Raw genomic sequence first — 16175 nt, 5'->3', positions numbered from 1 at the left:
AAATAGGTGGGTGACCACGCATCAGGCGGCAGCGCAGCGATGACTACTCGGTGGTGAGGGTGTAGAGGGTGGCGGAGCCGAGGGAGGTCGGGGTGAAGGTGGTGGTGATCCAGGTGGTGATTTCGGTGGAGAGGTTGTTGCTGGAGCGGCCGGAGCCGTTCTCCTCGCTGCCGCCGGCAACGAAGTAGGCGATCTCGCCGCGGGCTACGTACTGCTGAAACTCCGCCAAGGTGGGTGCGGGGTCGTTGCCGGAGAAGCCGCCGATGCCGATGACGGGTCGTCCGCTGGCGAGTGCGAGGGGAGCGGCCGACTGGGCACCGCTGGTTGCCGCGGCCCACTTGGTGGTTGTGGACCGGAGTACTGCGATCAGCTCGGCGGGCGGAACCGCGGACTTGGCGGCCGCGATCTTCTCGAGGTTCGGATCGAGTCCGGGTGGGCCTGCGACCGGGTCGTTGCCTACATGTGGTGCGCCGGCCGTCGCCACTGAGTAGACCGAGGTGGCGAGAAACGCAGTCGCCAGTGCTGTCACCAGCCCGATCCGCAGGGTTCGTCCGCCGGTCAGGAAGGCGATCATCGCGACGACGGTGCAGGCCGCGATGGTGTAGCGAAGCTCTGGGTGCCATTCGGGGGTACGGGCGAGGAGCACGTAGCCCCAGGCGCCGGTGGTGAAGGTGAGGGCGGCAAGTCCGTATCTGCCGGTTGCGGTGGTTCGGCGGTTCCACAGGTCGCGGGCGGTGACGGCGATGATCGCAGCGATGGCCGGCGCCAGAGCGACCGTGTAATAGGTGTGGAACTTGCCGGTCATGCCGGTGAAGACGCCTGCGGAGACGACCAGCCAACCGCCCCACAGCAGCAGCGAGCCGCGAAGGCGGTTGTCCCGGGGGGAGCGGCCGGCCAGGACCAGACCGAGTACGAGCGCGAGCAGCGCGGTCGGCAGCAACCAGGACGCCTGGGGGCCGACAACGGAGTCGAAGAGCCGCCAAAGCGTGGCAGCCGGGTCGTTGCCGCCGCCACCCGCCCCCGCGCCACCCGCCCCTGCACCGCCCGACCCCGCACCGCCGTCGTTCGAGCCGCCGACGAGGCGGCCGAGGCCGTTGTAGCCGAGAGCTAGTTCGAGGGCGCTGTCGCCTACCGATCCGCCGATGTAGGGGCGCGCGGACGCAGGCCAGACGGAGACCAGCGCGATCCACCAGCCGGCCGACACGATCACTGCACCGCCGGCAGCAGCAATCTGCAGAACCCGTCGGCGCAACGGTGTCGGGGCCAGCAACAAATAGACGAGGACGAAGGCCGGCAGTACCAGGAACGCCTGCAGCATCTTGGTGAGGAAGCCGAATCCCACGGCTACGCCGGCAAGCAGCAGCCACGTGGTACGAGCGGATTCGCAGGCACGCACCATGCAGTACGCCGCTGTGACCAGCAGCAGTACCAGGAGAGCGTCGGGGTTGTTGAAGCGGAACATCAGCACGGCGACCGGGGTCAGCGCGAACATGCCCCCGGCAAGCAAGCCCGCTGTGGCCCCGTGCCAGCGCCGTACGGTCAGATAGAGCAGGGCGACGGAGGCGACGCCCATCAGGGTTTGCGGGACGAGCATGCTCCACGAGCTGAAACCAAAGATCCGCGCGGACAGGCCCATCACCCACAGGGACGCCGGAGGCTTGTCGACGGTGATCACGTTGCCCGCGTCCAGTGATCCGAAGAACAGCGCCTCCCAGCTCTGGCTGCCCGCCTGTACCGCGGCCGCGTAGTACTCGTTGGCGGTGCCGGACGCGCCGAGCTGCCACAGGTACAGGACCGCGGTGCCGAGCAGCAGTGCGGCGAGCGCGGGCTTCTCGATCCGACGGGGCTTGCCGCCGACTTTCGGTACGTCGGTGAGCAGCGTCGTCATACAGAGCCTCCAGGTCGCTGTGGACTGTCGCCCCAGCGTCCCGGCAAAGATTGTGGCTGGCTTAAGAAGTCGCACCTTCAAGTGCTGGGCCACGACCCTTGAGCTGCAGCAAACTGAGAAATTCTCAAGTAAGCGCTTGACCACAGTAAAAGGCGACGCCACGAAACCGGGGGGAGTAGTTCCGTGGCGTCGCCAGAGGCGCGCCTAGGGAGGGGTGGGGCTGGCGCGCCGGTCAGGATGCTCAGTTCCCGAGGATTCCTCCCCCGAGAAGTCCGAGCAGACCCAGCAGTGAGAGCAGATTGCGGATCACCTGATCGACGGCCTTGACGCCGCCGGTCTGGAACGCGGTCACGCAGTTCTGCAACTGCTGCTGGGTCGGATGGGTGATCGTCACCTTCGACAGCTCCGACTGGCAGTAGGTGGTCGCCCTGGTCAGCTCGGTCAGCGTGCTGCCGACCGTGCCGACGATCAGGCCGACCGACGTCTGCAGCTTCGCCACCACCGGCGGCACGGCCGGTGGCTTGGTCGTCGGAGGTTTGCTGGTCGGCGGAGTGCTGGGCTTGGACGTCGGCGGCTTCGTCGTACCGGGCGGGGTGCCCGGCTCGGTCGTCGGTGGCCGCTTGGTCGGGCTGGTCGTCGGCTTGCCGTCGCCGCCCTGGAGCTCGGTCGGCGTCGGGGTCGGCTTGACGCCACCTGGGTACGTCGGCAGGTCGACCGCCTGCGGCAGGTTGTCGTCCGCCGGGGCGTCGATGTTCGGGTCGTCGACCTGGCCACCGGCCCGGTCGATGCCCTGGCCGTCGGTCTCGGTGCCGTTGTCGACGGCGATCCAGCTGCCACCCGCGTACGCCTTGGCGATGCTGACCACCAGGTCGACGTACTGCTGGGAGTGGTTGTAGCGCAGGACGGCCGCGTTCAGGTCGGAGGCCTTCGACAGGTTGCCGGTGCCCGAGCACAGGTAGACGGCGGTCGACATCGCCGCGTCGTCGATGTCCTGCGGGTTCTTCACCCCGTCGCCGTCACCGTCGACGCCCATCAGCTGCCAGGTCTGCGGGATGAACTGCATCGGCCCGACCGCCCGGTCGTAGGCGGCGTCGCCGTCGAGCTTGCCGCCGTCGGTGTCGGTGATCCGGGCCGTGCTCGAGCCGTCCAGCCGGGGACCGAGAATGCCCGGCGTGGCCACCCCGTTCGTCATCAGCGAGTTGCCGCCGAAACGTCCGTGGTTCGACTCGACCCGGCCGATCGCGGCCACCAGTGTCCATGGCAGCTGACAGGTCGGATCAGCCTGTGCCAGCACCTGTTGTGCGCGCGAGTAGGCCTTCAGTGCGGCATTGGGAATACCGTTGCGGGACAGGCCGGAGACCACCTGGGTCGGCTGCTCACCGGGATCGACGCCGTTGCCGACCAGACCGGGCACGGCGATGTTGGCCGGGTCCCCGATCGGTTGCACCGGTACGACGACCGGGCTGTTCTTCGCTACTCCCTGATCCAGCGCCGCCGTCGCGACCGCCGGGTCGTCGGTGGCACTGACGGTGAACGCGCTCGCGAACAACGCCAGCGGGATCAGCGGCGCCACCTGACGCCACCCGCTCCCGCCCATGGCGCGACGCTTGCCCTTCGCCATCGATGATCCCCTCCGTGACTCATCGACCTGCCCCGCCCCACGCTGCGGACAAATCTTCTGGCCGAGTTGGTGATACCCCGTGCCGGCCACCGTCTGTCATTGGTCTAACGCCCGTCCCCGTGCGTGGGTTACGAGGGAGGCGCAGAGAGTGCACAGCCGGTCACCGGGTACCCATACTGGCGCGTAACAACGCACCTGTGAACCCCCTGGAGACTCCTTACTGGCAGAACCACCCGATGAGAGCGCGGTCCCCGCCCACCCGGCGCACTGGTCTGTCGGGGAGAATGGCGGCCGTGCCCGACCACACTGAGCTCTCCGCCGCTTTGTTCGACCGAGCCTCCGCCGTCACGCCGGGCGGGGTGAACTCCCCGGTCCGCGCCTTCCGCGCCGTCGGCGGGACTCCGCGCTTCATGGCCTCCGGTGACGGATGTCACATCACCGACGTCGACGGCAACACCTACGTCGACCTGGTCTGCTCCTGGGGACCGATGCTGCTCGGTCATGCGCACCCGGAGGTGACGGCGGCCGTCCAGGCAGCGGTCAGCCGCGGTACGTCGTACGGGACGCCGACCCAGCCCGAGGTCGAGCTGGGCGAGGAGATCGTGGCCCGGACGCCGGTGGACAAGGTGCGGCTGGTCTCCTCCGGTACCGAGGCCACCATGTCGGCGCTGCGGCTGGCCCGCGGCGCGACCGGCCGGGCGAAGATCGTGAAGTTCGCCGGCTGCTACCACGGTCACGTCGACGCGCTGCTGGCCCAGGCGGGCTCCGGGGTCATCACCCTCGGCATCCCCGGTACGCCGGGTGTCACCGAGGCGACCACGGCCGACACGATCGTGCTTCCGTACAACGACCAAGCGGCCGTGACCGAGGCGTTCGCGCAGTACGGCGACCAGATCGCCGCCGTGATCACCGAGGCCTCGCCGGGCAACATGGGCGTCGTCCCGCCGCTCGGCAACTTCAACGCGTTCCTTGCCAGGACCTGTAAGGACAACGGCGCGCTGTTCATCTCCGACGAGGTGATGACCGGCTTCCGGATCACCAGATCAGGCTGGTACGGCGTGGACGGCGTCGTGCCGGACCTGATGACGTTCGGCAAGGTGATGGGTGGCGGCTTCCCGGCGGCGGCGTTCGGCGGCCGGGCCGACCTGATGAGCCAGCTGGCTCCCGAGGGCTCGGTGTACCAGGCCGGAACCCTGTCCGGGAACCCGATCGCCACCACTGCCGGTCTGACCACGCTGCGACTGGCGACCGACGAGGTCTACGCCAAGCTCGACGAGACGGCGAACACCCTCCAGCGGCTGGCCGCGACGGCGCTGGACAAGGAAGGTGTGCCGTACGTCATCCAGAACGCCGGGAACCTCTTCAGCGTCTTCTTCGTGGAGTCCTCGGAAGGTACGGGACAGATCCGGGACTTCGCCGGGGCCGGTGCCCAGGTGCTGCCCAGGTTCGCCGCGTTCTTCCATGCCATGCTGGACGCCGGTGTCTACCTGCCGCCGAGCGCCTTCGAGGCCTGGTTCGTGAGCGCCGCCATCGATGACGACGCGCTGGCCAAGGTCGAGACCGCACTGGCGTCGGCCGCGCGCGCCGCCGCGGCTGTAGAGAACTGAAGGGTAGGGCTCGGTGACCGAAACGACGGTCGTGCACCTGATGCGTCACGGCGAGGTGCACAACCCGACCGGCGTGCTGTACGGCCGGATCCCCGATTTCCACCTGTCCGAGCTCGGCCGCAAGATGGCCGACCGGGTCGCCGAGCACGTGGCCGGCCGCGACATCGTGCACCTGGTCAGCTCGCCGCTGGAGCGCGCGCAGGAGACGATGGAGCCGATCGCCCAGGTGTTCGGGCTGACCCCGGACATCGACGAGCGGGTGATCGAGGCGGCGAACCTGTTCGAGGGCAAGAAGTTCGGTGTCGGCGACGGCGCGCTGCGGCAACCGAGTGCCTGGTGGCTGCTGCGGAACCCGTGGAAGCCGTCCTGGGGTGAGCCCTACAGCCAGCTGGTCCGCCGGATGCGCGACGCGATCGAGACCGCCCGGCAGAAGGCCGCCGGGCACGAGGCGCTGATCGTGTCGCACCAGCTGCCGATCTGGATCGTCCGGTCCGCGATCGAGAACCGCCGGATGCTGCACGACCCGCGCAAGCGGCAGTGCAGCCTGGCCAGCCTGACCTCGTTCACCTTCCACGGCGACTCGATCGTCTCGGTCGGCTACGCCGAACCAGCCAAGGACCTGCTGCCGGTCAAGAACCCCAAGAAGTTCGCCGGCGGCGCGTGATGCGATTCGTCCGTACTACGGCTGCCGCGGTCACTGTGCTCCTGGCCGCGACGGCCTGCAGCTCGGGGCAGGACGTGAAGGACAGCCGGCAGGGCCAGACGGGATTCGTCAGTGGTAGCGGCCGGGTCTCCAGCTTCGCGCCCGCCGACCGGGAGAAGGCGCCCGACTTCGGCGGCACCACGCTCGACGGTAAGAAGTGGAACTCCACCGACGCGGCCGGCAAGGTCACGGTGATCAATGTCTGGGGATCGTGGTGCGGTCCGTGCCGCGAGGAGGCGCCGGACCTGAGCGACGCGGCCAAGGAGCTCGGGGCGAGCGTGCAGTTCATCGGGCTGAACGTCCGCGATCTCGACCCGGCACCGCCGCTCAAGTTCGTCGAGGCGTTCGGGGTGACGTATCCGAGCGTCTACGACCCGTCCGGCAAGCTGCTGCTGAAGTTCCGCGGCCAGATCTCGCCCAGCTCGATCCCGTCGACGCTGGTGCTCGACAAGCAGGGCAGAGTGGCCTCCAGGGTGCTCGGTCCGCTGACGAAGCAGACCCTGCTCGGTATGGTGAAGGACGCGAGTTGACCTGTGGGTGAGTGGTTCGCCCAGTCGATGACTGGCTCGATGCTGGTGGCACTGCCGATCGCGGTGCTGGCCGGTGCGATCTCGTTCTTCTCACCCTGCGTGGTCCCGCTGTTACCGGGCTACCTCTCCTACGTGACCGGGCTGTCCGCGGCCGAGCTCGGCTCCGAGCGGCGGGGCCGGATGCTGGCCGGGACGAGCTTGTTCGTGGCGGGTTTCTCCGCCGTGTTCATCCTGACCGGTGTGCTGTTCGGTGCCGTCGGCAACGCCCTGCTCGACCACCAGTCGCTGATCACCAAAGTGCTCGGCGGCGCGACCGTCGTCCTGGGCCTGATCTTCCTTGGTGGCTTCGGTTTCGCGCAGCGCGACGTCCGGGTGCACCGGGTGCCGGCCGTCGGGATCGCGGCGGCGCCGCTGCTCGGCGTTCTGTTCGGCTTCGGCTGGACGCCTTGTATCGGGCCGACGCTCGGTACGGTGATGAACCTGGCCGCGACCGAGGGCAGTACCGGGCGGGGTGCGATCCTGGCGCTGGTGTTCAGCCTCGGGCTGGGCATCCCCTTCATCATCGCGGCGCTCGCCTTCCGGCGGATGCTCGGCGCGGTCGCCTGGGTGCGCAAGCACCAGGTGATGGTGATCCGGATCGGCGGCGTGCTGATGATCGCCGTAGGGCTACTGCTGCTGACAGGAGTGTGGGACTCGATGACCGCCGAGCTCAGGCAATGGGTCGCCAACTTCGGATCGGCGGTGTGACGTGTCGGATGTGAAGGACCGCGTCGAGGCGCCGACCCCACCTGATCAGCCCGAGCTGCCCAAGCTCGGTCTGATCGGCTGGCTGCGCTGGACCTGGCGCCAGCTGACCTCGATGAAAACAGCGCTGGTACTGCTCTTCCTGCTCGCGCTCGGGGCGGTCCCGGGGTCGCTGATCCCGCAGACCGCGATCGACCCGGTCAAGGTGTCGAACTTCCTCGAGCAACACCCGAAGCTCGGGCCGTTCTACGACAAGCTCGGGCTCTTCGACGTCTACAAGTCGGCCTGGTTCTCAGCCATCTACCTGCTGCTGTTCATCTCGCTGATCGGCTGCGTGGTGCCGCGGCTTCAGGTCTACCTGAAGGCGATGCGGGCCCGCCCGCCGAAGCCGCCGCGCAACCTCAACCGCCTGGCGGGGTACCAGTCCTTCGAACCGGCCGGCACCGATGGCGACGTGCTGGAGCTGGCCGCGCGCGAGCTGCGCCGGCGCCGGTTCCGGGTCGAGCTGTACGACGGCGCGGTCGCGGCCGAGCGCGGGTACCTGCGGGAAGCGGGCAACCTGCTCTTCCACTTCTCCTTGATCCTGGCGCTGATCGGTGCCGCCTGGGGTGCGCTGCTCGGTTACCGCGGTACCGTTTTGGTTGTCGTGGGCAATGAGTTCTCGAACTCGATCGCGCAGTACGACGACTTCAGCCCGGGCCGGATCTTCACGCCGGACGAGCTGCCGCCGTTCTCGCTGAAGGTGAACAGCTTCACGGTGAAGTTCCAGACCGACGGCCCACAGCGCGGTGCGGCGCGCGAGTTCAGCGCCCCGATCACCTACCAGGAGACGCTGGACTCGCCGGCGAAGTCGTACGACCTGCAGGTGAACCACCCGCTCAAGGTCGACGGCACCAGCGTGCACCTGCTCGGCCACGGCTACGCGCCGAAGGTGACGGTCCGCGACGGCAAGGGTGACGTCGCCTTCTCCGGGCCGGCGCCGTTCCTGCCGCAGGACGGCAACTTCTCCTCGTTCGGCGTGATCAAGGCCCCCGACGCCCGGCCCGAACAGCTCGGCTTCGAAGGCTTCTTCCTGCCGACCGCGGTGATCGACCAGCGCGGCCCGGTCTCGGTCTTCCCCGACGCGCTCAACCCGGTGATGGCGATGACGGCGTACTACGGCCGGCCGGCCGTCGAGACCGGCAAGCCGCAGTCGGTCTACCAGCTGGACAAGTCGAAGCTGACCCAGTTCGGTGACGGCAAGGGCGACAAGCTGCGGTTCCAGCTCGCACCGGGGCAGACCTTCAAGCTGCCGGACAACCGTGGCTCGATCACCTTCGACTCCTACGACCGCTGGGTGAAGCTGCAGATCAGCCACACGCCCGGGCTGCACCTCGCGCTGGCCGGGATCCTGCTCGCCATCCTCGGCCTGATGGGCTCGTTGTTCATCCACCCACGGCGTACCTGGGTGCGGGTCCGGACCCAGGACGGGCGTACCGTGGTCGAGGTCGCCGGGCTGGACCGGGGACCCGAACGCGGCCTCGGGGACGAGATCCTGGCCATCACCGCCGCCTTGCAGCCAGCAGACGCCCTGAAGCCAGTAGAGAAGCCAGCAGAACCGCCGGCAGAACCGAAGCAGGAGAAGTCATGAGCCCGGAGACGTACGCGCACATCTCCAACCTGGTCATTCCGACGGCGACCGTCGTCTACGCGATCGCGATGATGTCGCACGCGCTCGAGTGGGCGATGGGCCGCGCTGTCGTCGTTCGCGCGGAGGCCGAGAAGCCTGCCGAAGTACTGGTTGCTTCTGGTGGCGCCGACGTCGTACAGACTGCTTCCGGTACTACGGGAGCCGACGACGCCGCACGATCCGAGCGAGTCGAAGCGGCCAGCCGGATCGGGTTGATGCTGACCTGGCTGGCTTTCCTGCTGCACCTGACCGGTGTGGTGACCCGTGGCCTCGCGGCCGGGCGGGTGCCGTGGGGCAACATGTACGAGTTCACCATCACCTCCTCGCTGGCGGTGGCGGTCGTCTACCTGCTCTTCGTCCACCGGTACAAGCTGCAGTGGCTGGGGCTTGGCGTCACGCTGTTCGTCGCCGCGGTGCTCGGGCTCGCGACGCTGGCGCTCTACACACCGGCCGGACCGCTGGTACCGGCGCTGCACTCCTACTGGCTCGTGATCCATGTGTCCGCCGCGGCGATCTCCGGTGGCGCGTTCACGATCGGTGGGCTGGTGTCCCTGCTGTACCTGATCAAGGCGCGCGCCGAGCGGCGGGTGCTGGCCGGCGGGACGATGTCGGCGTCGCTGAAGCGGCTGCCGAGTGCTGAGGCGATGGACGGTACGGCGTACAAGGTGCTCGCGTTCGCCTTCCCGCTGTGGACCTTCGGGGTGCTGGTGGCGGGGCCGATCTGGGCCGAGTACGCCTGGGGCCGGTACTGGGGCTGGGACCCCAAGGAGGTCTGGTCGCTGGTCACCTGGGTCGTCTACGCGGCGTACCTGCACGCCCGGGCGACGGCCGGCTGGCGTGGCCGCCGGGCCGCGACGATCGCGATCGTCGGCTGGTTCGTCTTCATCTTCAACTTCGTCGGCGTGAACCTGCTCGTCTCGGGCCTGCACTCCTACGCCGGGGTCTGACGATGAAGGAATTCGCCATCTACACGGGCCTGCGGCTGGCCCTCTTCCTCGTCTCCTTCGGCATCCTCTGGGTCGCCTTCCACACCTGGCTGAGTGCCTGGCCGATCGCCCTGATCGCCCTCCTCATCACCTCGATCCTCTCCCTCTTCGTCCTCCGCGCCGCCCGGGACCGCCTGGCCGGCAGCATCGAGGCCCGCGCCGGCCGGATGACGTCCCGGATCGAAGCGGCTCGCAAGGCCGAGGACGAGGACTGATCCACCCCGTAGTACTGACCGGCCTTTCGTAGTACTGGTCGACAGCCGGCTCGCCATTTGATGGCGGGCCGGCTTTTGCGTGTGTTCAGGCGGGGCGGCGTGATACCAGTGCCCCGGTGGTACTGAGAGTGACGTAGGACACGTCGGGGAATGGAAGAAAATCATTTGTGCACGCCTTCACATGAGTCGTAACGTAGTTGATGAAACGAAACAGTTTCGTTCTATCAGCAATCAACTGACTACCGAGGGTGATGTAGAGACCATGACGGATGTCGCCGATGCAGGGCCGCGGCAGCGGCCGCGGGTCGAGGGCGGGCGCGAGGAGGAGATTCTCGACGCGACCGTCGCGGCTCTCGCCGAGCTCGGTTACGACCGGCTGACGATGGACGCGGTGGCCACGGCCGCCAAGGCCAGCAAGGCGACGCTGTACCGGCGCTGGTCGACCAAGGCGGAGCTCGTGGTCGACGCGATCAGCCGGGCCAAGGGCTGTCCGGTGCCGGACGACGTCGACACGGGCAGCCTGCGCGGCGACCTGATCTCGATCTCGTGTGGTGAGGGTGGTTTCACCGAGGAGATGCCGCTGTCGGTGATGGCCGGTCTGCTGACCGCGCTGCACCGCGACGAAGATCTCAAGACGGCTTTCCAGGAGCGCTTCCTGGCGCCCCGGATCGCGGTCACCGACGCGATCTACCGCCGCGCTGTCGAGCGTGGGGAGATCGCCGCCGACATCGACGTCGAACTTCTCTCGGTGACGCTTCCCGCCGTCATCGTCCATCAGTCCTTCGTACTCGGCATCGTGCCGACCGACGACCTCGTACTCCGCGTGATCGATCACGTGATCATGCCTGCGGCGCGGGGGTCGCAGGTGAGCTGAACCGGCCAGGGGCCTGGAGCAGCGACCAACAAGCCAGTAACACCTAGAGGGGATATTCCAGCATGTCTGAAGACGTCATCAAGGCCGATCCGCCGGCCGGGCGGCCGGCCGACGAGGTGGCTGAACCGGCTGCGCACGGCCACCGCAATCTCGGGATCGCGCTCGCGCTGATCTCCATGGCGCAGCTGATGGTCGTGCTCGACGGCACCATCGTCAACATCGCCCTGCCGCACATCCAGACCGACCTCGGGTTCAGCAACGGATCGCTGCCGTGGGTCGTCAACGCCTACGCGCTGGCCTTCGGTGGTCTGCTGCTGCTCGGCGGCCGGATCGGGGACATCCTCGGCCGCCGCAAGGTGTTCATCTTCGGCGTCGTGCTGTTCGGCCTCGCGTCGTTCATCGGCGGAATCGCGCAGAGCGAGGGCGTACTGCTCGCCAGCCGGATCCTGCAGGGCCTCGCGGCCGCGGCGGCCTCGCCGAACGCGCTCGCGCTGATCACCACCACCTTCCCGGCGGGCAAGGAGCGCAATCGCGCGATGGGCGTGTACGCCGCGATGTCCGGGGCCGGCGCGGCCGTCGGACTGATCCTGGGTGGCGCGCTGACCGAGGCGTCCTGGCGCTGGACCTTCTTCATCAACACCCCGATCGGCCTGATCGTCGCGGTGCTGGCCTTCCGGTACCTGGGTGAATCCGCCCGCCAGCGTGGCAAGTTCGACATTCCTGGTGCGATCACCGGGACGGTCGGTCTGACCTCGCTCGTCTACGGTCTGACCAACGCCGGCTCCAAGGGCTGGGGCGACACCCTCACGCTGCTCTACATCATCGGCGGTCTGGTCCTGATCGGGGTGTTCCTCTTCATCGAGGCCCGCTCCCGGCACGCCCTGATGCCGTTCCGGATCCTCGCGAACCGGACCCGTGGGGTCAGCTTCTTCGTGATGCTGATCGTCGGTGCGGCGATGTTCTCGATGTTCTACTTCCTCGGCATCTACATCCAGAACGTGCTCGGCTACAGCGCGCTCAAGACCGGCTTCGCCTTCCTGCCGTTCAGCTTCGGCATCATCGTCGCCGCGCAGGTCGCCTCGACGCTGATCGCCCGGATGGACCCGCGCTGGATCTCCGGCGCCGGTAGCGCGCTGATGGCGGCCGGTATGTTCGGCTTCAGCCGGCTCGACGTGGACTCCACCTACGCCAGCCACCTGCTGCCGTACATCCTGGTGCTGGCGTTCGGGATGGGCCTGATCTTCGTGCCGCTCACGCTGACCGCGGTCAGCGGCGTCGCGGACGAGGACTCCGGGGTCGGCTCGGCGGTGCTGAACACCGTCCAGCAGATCGGTGGCGCGATCGGCCTGGCCCTGCTGGGCACGGTCTCCACCAACGCGATCAAGGACAAGTTCACCGAGCTCGCACCGGGCCTGGCGAAGGCGTCGCAGGCTACCCCTGACCAGGCCGGCGAGCTGGCCAAGCAGGCCCAGGCCGTCGCCACCACGCACGGTTTCACCACCGCGTTCCTGGTGTCGGCGATCATCGGGGTCGGCGCGGCGATCATCACCCTGATCGGCCTCTCGGTCAAGCACCAGGACCTGGCCGGAGACGGCCAGCCGGTCCACATGGGCTGACCTCACCGCAGTACTCGAAGGGCCGCTTTCCGGAGGGGGAGGCGGCCCTTCGTGCTCGAAACTACAGGGGTTTGCGCATCACGATCTCGTGGTGGATGCCGTCGGGCATCAGGTCACCGGGCAGGTCGGTGTCGCGGAAACCGCTGCGCAGGTAGAGATCGCGCGCCCTGTCGTTGCCATTGGCAACTGCCAGCTGGAGGGTGTGGGCGGCGCTGTCGCGGGCCCAGTGCTCGACCTGGGCCATCAGCTGGTCGCCGATACCGCGACCTCGGCCGGCCGGGGCGATCCACATCGAGATGAGCTCGACGACGCCGTTCTCGTCGGTGCGTACGCCGCTCGCCATGCCCACCGGCGTACCGTCGAGGACCGCGACGAAATTGCGGGAGCCGGGCAGGTCGAGCCGGGCCCGCCAGCGCTCCTCCTCGGCGTCCACCCAGTCGGACAGCTGCGAGCCGAACGCGTACGGCGCTTCTTCGAGCGCGGCCAGCCGCAACTCCCGCCAGGTCTGCCAGGCGTCGGCGGTCAGTTCATGAAGTTCGATCACCCCGCCACCTTCTCGCGGCGACGGGGCTGCCATCAACTGACTATCAGCGCGGGGGGAACTTGGAGCTGACCCAGTCGCGGACGCCGCCGAGGCCCTCGCCCATGTCGCGGACGAGTTTGGCCAGCGGGTCCTGGGAGCGGGCGAAGGCGTCGGAGTACGACTTGGCCGCGTTCTTCGCCTCCTGCGTCATCGAGGCGTCGTTGTCGTCCTGGCGCTTGGGGTAGGTGCCGGAGACGATCGCGGTGTACTCACCCTCGTCGACCCAGCGGCGCAGCTCGTGCGCGCGGATGACGGCCAGCGGGTGGGTCTGCGCCTCGAGCAGCAGCAGCTTGAGCACGCTGTCGCGCAGGTCGCCGGAGCTCTCGTACTCCGTGCCCTGGGCAAGGAAGGCGGTCGTGTCGAGCTGGTCGAGCTGCCCGCCACTCGCAAGCTTCATCTGCACGCGCAGCGCCGCCGCCGGGTCCTGTACTGCGAGGAGGCCGGCCCGGTCGCCCGACAGCTCGGCCTTGCGGGACCACTCGTGCAGCGCGGCGATGATCGCGCGGAGACCGAAAGCGCCGATCGGCATCCAGTTGACGGCCCCCGTGAGGCGCATCAGCCAGAGCAGCAACGACTGGTACAGCGCGTGGCCGCTCTGCGCATGCCCGAGCTCGTGGCCGAGGATGAACCGGGTCTCCTCGTCGTCGAGGCCCTGGACGAGCGCGCTGTTGAGCACGATGAACGGCTTGTCCATGCCGATCGTGACCGCGTTCCAGATCGGGCTGTTGGTGACGTACAGCTCGGGCAGTTGGCGGACGTCGAGCGTCGTCGCGGCCTCGGTGTAGAGCCGGTGGATCTTCGGGAACTGCCGCTCGTCGACCCGGATCGCCGAGCCGAGGTACTGCAGCCGGAAGGCGCGCTCGTTGATCAGCCCGGACATCTTCCGAAGGACGAAGTCGAAGCCCTTGAGCTGCCGTAGCGCGACCAGCGCGCCGCGGTCGGCGGGGTGCTCCCAGGCCCGCGAGCTGATGTCGGTCAAGGTCGCCCGCTGCCGCGTCGGCCGCTCGTCGTTCTCGCTCATCGTTCCCCCACCGGGTCGTTGTGTGACGTCCAACTTAGCTCGCCAAAGGTCCGGTTGCAGAGAGTAGGAATACCGAAACAGAGCGTCCTGTCCTAGCCTGACCAGATGAGTAACCGCCCAGTGCCCTCCCGGGAAGTGGATCGGCGCGACGACAAAGCTCGGATCTGGGGCTCCGAAGCGATCCGGCTCGTCGAAGCCGATGCCAACCGCAGCGCCGACACGCATCTGCACGTGTTCCCGATGCCGGCCGCGGCCGGGGTCGAGCTGTATCTGAAGGACGAGTCGGTGCATCCGACCGGCTCGCTCAAGCACCGGCTCGCCCGGTCGCTGTTCCTGTACGCCCTGTGCAACGGCTGGATCGGCGAGGGCGCCACGGTGATCGAGGCGTCCAGCGGCTCCACCGCGGTCAGCGAGGCGTACTTCGCCCGGCTGCTCGGGTTGCCGTTCATCGCGGTGATGCCGGCGTCGACGAGCCCGGAGAAGATCGAGCTGATCGAGTTCTACGGCGGCCGCTGCCACTTCGTCGAGCGTTCCGGCCAGATCTACGGCGAGGCCAAGCGGCTCGCCGAGGAGACCGGCGGGCACTACATGGACCAGTTCACCTATGCCGAGCGCGCCACCGACTGGCGCGGCAACAACAACATCGCCGAGTCGATCTTCAGTCAGCTGAGCCTCGAGCAGCACCCGGTGCCGACCTGGATCGTGGTCGGCGCGGGCACGGGCGGGACGTCGGCGACGATCGGGCGCTACGTCCGGTACCAGCGGCACGACACCTCGGTGGCCGTGGTCGATCCGGAGAACTCGGCCTTCTTCCCCGCCTTCGAGTCCGGTGACGGCGACTTCGCCACCGGCCGCCCGTCGCGGATCGAGGGGATCGGCCGGCCCCGGGTGGAGCCGTCGTTCGTGCTCGGCGTGGTCGACCGGATGATCGCAGTACCGGATGCCGCCTCGATCGCGGCGATGCGGTTCTGCTCGAAGGCGATGGGCAAGCTGGTCGGCGGCTCGACCGGGACGAACCTGTGGGGTTCCTTGCGGCTGGCGGCGGAGATGCGGCGGACAGGCGTGCAGGGGAGCATCGTGACGCTGCTGTGCGACAGCGGCGACCGGTACGGCGACACGTACTACGACGACGACTGGCTCAAGCGCAACGGGATCGACCTCGCGCCGTACACCGAGACCCTGGAAGGCTTCGCCCAGTCGGGCCGCTGGCGCGAGCCGGTCCGCTAGTTTCCTAGGAAGAGACCGGTGGTAAGGCCGACTGCGTAGAGGAGTTCGGTGAGGCCTGTGCCCTGGAGTACTGGGATGAGCGCTGGGCCGACGGCGTCGCTCATGACTGTCTTGACGGCTTTCACGGCCAGCGGCAGAGCGATCAGTGCCAGGAGGGTCCAGGGAGTCGCCAGGGCCGACAGGATCGCCAGGATGAAGGCGAGCGCGATCAGGCCGGCGTACAGGCGGCGGGAGCGGGCAGCACCCAGTACTACGGCCAGCGTGCGCTTGCCGGTCACCGAATCGGTGGGGATGTCTCGCAGGTTGTTGGCGACCAGGAGTGCGCAGGCGATGCTGCCGATGGCCACGGCGCCGGCTACAGCAGTCCAGTGCAGCTCCTCGGCCTGGACGTAGGTAGTACCGAGTACTGCGACGAGGCCGAAGAACAGGAAGACGCTGATCTCGCCAAGCGCCCGGTAGCCGTAGGGCTTCTTGCCGCCCGTGTAGAACCAGGCTCCGAGGATCGAGGCGGCTCCCGGGACCAGTAGCCACCAGGTGGTCGTTGCGGCCAGCACCAGGCCGAGCACTGCGCCGATGCCGAAGCAGGTGAACGCGACGGTCTTCACCTGCTGCGGGCTGGCCACCTTGGCGCCTACCAGGCGCAGCGGGCCGACCCGGTTCTCATCGGTGCCTCGGATGCCGTCGCTGTAGTCGTTGGCGTAGTTGACGCCGATCTGCAGCATCAGGGCGACGCCGAGCGCGAGCAGGGCCTTCCACCAGACGAAGTCGTCGAGGTAGGCGGCTGCGCCGGTACCGACGAGCACGGGGGCGATCGCGGCGGGCAGCGTGCGAGGGCGTGCGCCTTCGATCCACTGGGCAGGGGTAGCCATGGCGAACGATTCTGTCAGCCCG

General features: G+C 68.2%; 15 protein-coding genes. 10 read left to right on the top strand and 5 right to left on the bottom strand.

The window, feature by feature from the left end:
• Positions 1 to 43: 43 nt before the first annotated feature.
• Complete coding sequence (locus G3I17_RS41835) at positions 44 to 1888, bottom strand: glycosyltransferase family 39 protein (protein ID WP_164601756.1); 1845 nt, start codon at positions 1886 to 1888, stop codon at positions 44 to 46.
• A gap of 241 nt (positions 1889 to 2129) precedes the next feature.
• Positions 2130 to 3509 carry a lytic murein transglycosylase gene (locus G3I17_RS32420; protein WP_164601754.1) on the bottom strand — a complete coding sequence of 460 codons (1380 nt, stop codon included), beginning with the start codon at positions 3507 to 3509 and terminating at the stop codon, positions 2130 to 2132.
• A 293-nt stretch (positions 3510 to 3802) separates the two neighbouring features.
• Between G3I17_RS32420 and hemL the strand changes: the two genes are divergently transcribed.
• The 9 genes from hemL (at position 3803) to G3I17_RS32375 (ending at position 12453) form a co-directional block, all read left to right on the top strand.
• Positions 3803 to 5116 (top strand): glutamate-1-semialdehyde 2,1-aminomutase, encoded by a 1314-nt coding sequence (gene hemL / locus G3I17_RS32415; protein WP_343238493.1) that lies wholly within the window; start codon positions 3803 to 3805, stop codon positions 5114 to 5116.
• Between the two features lie 40 nt (positions 5117 to 5156).
• Positions 5157 to 5780, top strand: coding sequence for a histidine phosphatase family protein (locus G3I17_RS32410; RefSeq protein ID WP_203591077.1), 624 nt, complete (start codon positions 5157 to 5159; stop codon positions 5778 to 5780).
• Positions 5780 to 6349, top strand: a complete 570-nt coding sequence (locus G3I17_RS32405) for a TlpA disulfide reductase family protein (RefSeq protein WP_164601807.1) — start codon at positions 5780 to 5782, stop codon at positions 6347 to 6349. The genes G3I17_RS32410 and G3I17_RS32405 overlap by 1 nt, the downstream gene beginning before the upstream one ends.
• 3 nt (positions 6350 to 6352) lie before the next feature.
• Positions 6353 to 7096 carry a cytochrome c biogenesis protein CcdA gene (locus G3I17_RS32400; protein WP_164601750.1) on the top strand — a complete coding sequence of 248 codons (744 nt, stop codon included), beginning with the start codon at positions 6353 to 6355 and terminating at the stop codon, positions 7094 to 7096.
• A gap of 1 nt (position 7097) precedes the next feature.
• Entirely contained in the window at positions 7098 to 8723 is a 1626-nt protein-coding gene (locus G3I17_RS32395) for a cytochrome c biogenesis protein ResB (protein ID WP_164601748.1), read from the top strand.
• Complete coding sequence (gene ccsB / locus G3I17_RS32390; protein ID WP_164601746.1) at positions 8720 to 9709, top strand: c-type cytochrome biogenesis protein CcsB; 990 nt, start codon at positions 8720 to 8722, stop codon at positions 9707 to 9709. The genes G3I17_RS32395 and ccsB overlap by 4 nt, the downstream gene beginning before the upstream one ends.
• A gap of 2 nt (positions 9710 to 9711) precedes the next feature.
• On the top strand, positions 9712 to 9963 hold the full coding sequence (locus tag G3I17_RS32385) for a DUF4229 domain-containing protein (protein WP_164601744.1): 252 nt from the start codon (positions 9712 to 9714) through the stop codon (positions 9961 to 9963).
• Between the two features lie 262 nt (positions 9964 to 10225).
• Positions 10226 to 10837 (top strand): TetR-like C-terminal domain-containing protein, encoded by a 612-nt coding sequence (locus tag G3I17_RS32380; RefSeq protein WP_164601742.1) that lies wholly within the window; start codon positions 10226 to 10228, stop codon positions 10835 to 10837.
• 62 nt (positions 10838 to 10899) lie between these two features.
• A complete protein-coding gene (locus tag G3I17_RS32375; RefSeq protein ID WP_164601740.1) occupies positions 10900 to 12453 on the top strand; it encodes an MFS transporter in 1554 nt (517 codons plus the stop codon).
• Positions 12454 to 12514: 61 nt separating this feature from the next.
• Here the strand turns inward: G3I17_RS32375 and G3I17_RS32370 are convergent, their stop codons facing one another.
• On the bottom strand, positions 12515 to 12997 hold the full coding sequence (locus G3I17_RS32370) for a GNAT family N-acetyltransferase (RefSeq protein WP_343238492.1): 483 nt from the start codon (positions 12995 to 12997) through the stop codon (positions 12515 to 12517).
• 43 nt (positions 12998 to 13040) lie between these two features.
• Positions 13041 to 14057 (bottom strand): M48 family metallopeptidase, encoded by a 1017-nt coding sequence (locus tag G3I17_RS32365; RefSeq protein ID WP_164601735.1) that lies wholly within the window; start codon positions 14055 to 14057, stop codon positions 13041 to 13043.
• A 105-nt stretch (positions 14058 to 14162) separates the two neighbouring features.
• Between G3I17_RS32365 and G3I17_RS32360 the strand changes: the two genes are divergently transcribed.
• On the top strand, positions 14163 to 15284 hold the full coding sequence (locus G3I17_RS32360; protein WP_164601733.1) for a PLP-dependent cysteine synthase family protein: 1122 nt from the start codon (positions 14163 to 14165) through the stop codon (positions 15282 to 15284).
• Here G3I17_RS32360 and G3I17_RS32355 read toward each other — a convergent pair.
• The gene (locus G3I17_RS32355) at positions 15281 to 16153 is read right to left on the bottom strand and encodes a 1,4-dihydroxy-2-naphthoate polyprenyltransferase (RefSeq protein ID WP_164601731.1); all 873 of its coding nucleotides are present in this window, start codon (positions 16151 to 16153) and stop codon (positions 15281 to 15283) included. The two genes, G3I17_RS32360 and G3I17_RS32355, sit on opposite strands and share 4 nt — an antisense overlap.
• Positions 16154 to 16175: the final 22 nt, after the last annotated feature.

The sequence above is a fragment of the Streptomyces sp. SID13031 genome, assembly GCF_010548305.1.
In the GTDB taxonomy this organism is placed as follows: Bacteria; Actinomycetota; Actinomycetes; order Propionibacteriales; family Kribbellaceae; genus Kribbella.
The sequence above is the reverse complement of the archived record's forward strand: the minus strand, read 5'-3'. Positions and strand labels throughout refer to the sequence as shown.

What these genes read in the sequence shown, in the direction of transcription:
- G3I17_RS32355 (WP_164601731.1), bottom strand. Translation starts at nt 16,153, where the DNA reads ATGGCTACCCCTGCCCAGTGGATCGAAGGCGCACGCCCTCGCACGCTG.
- G3I17_RS32405 (WP_164601807.1), top strand. Translation starts at nt 5,780, where the DNA reads ATGCGATTCGTCCGTACTACGGCTGCCGCGGTCACTGTGCTCCTGGCC.
- G3I17_RS32410 (WP_203591077.1), top strand. Translation starts at nt 5,157, where the DNA reads ATGCGTCACGGCGAGGTGCACAACCCGACCGGCGTGCTGTACGGCCGG.
- G3I17_RS41835 (WP_164601756.1), bottom strand. Translation starts at nt 1,888, where the DNA reads ATGACGACGCTGCTCACCGACGTACCGAAAGTCGGCGGCAAGCCCCGT.
- ccsB (WP_164601746.1), top strand. Translation starts at nt 8,720, where the DNA reads ATGAGCCCGGAGACGTACGCGCACATCTCCAACCTGGTCATTCCGACG.
- G3I17_RS32420 (WP_164601754.1), bottom strand. Translation starts at nt 3,509, where the DNA reads ATGGCGAAGGGCAAGCGTCGCGCCATGGGCGGGAGCGGGTGGCGTCAG.
- G3I17_RS32385 (WP_164601744.1), top strand. Translation starts at nt 9,712, where the DNA reads ATGAAGGAATTCGCCATCTACACGGGCCTGCGGCTGGCCCTCTTCCTC.
- G3I17_RS32375 (WP_164601740.1), top strand. Translation starts at nt 10,900, where the DNA reads ATGTCTGAAGACGTCATCAAGGCCGATCCGCCGGCCGGGCGGCCGGCC.
- G3I17_RS32365 (WP_164601735.1), bottom strand. Translation starts at nt 14,057, where the DNA reads ATGAGCGAGAACGACGAGCGGCCGACGCGGCAGCGGGCGACCTTGACC.
- G3I17_RS32380 (WP_164601742.1), top strand. Translation starts at nt 10,226, where the DNA reads ATGACGGATGTCGCCGATGCAGGGCCGCGGCAGCGGCCGCGGGTCGAG.
- G3I17_RS32360 (WP_164601733.1), top strand. Translation starts at nt 14,163, where the DNA reads ATGAGTAACCGCCCAGTGCCCTCCCGGGAAGTGGATCGGCGCGACGAC.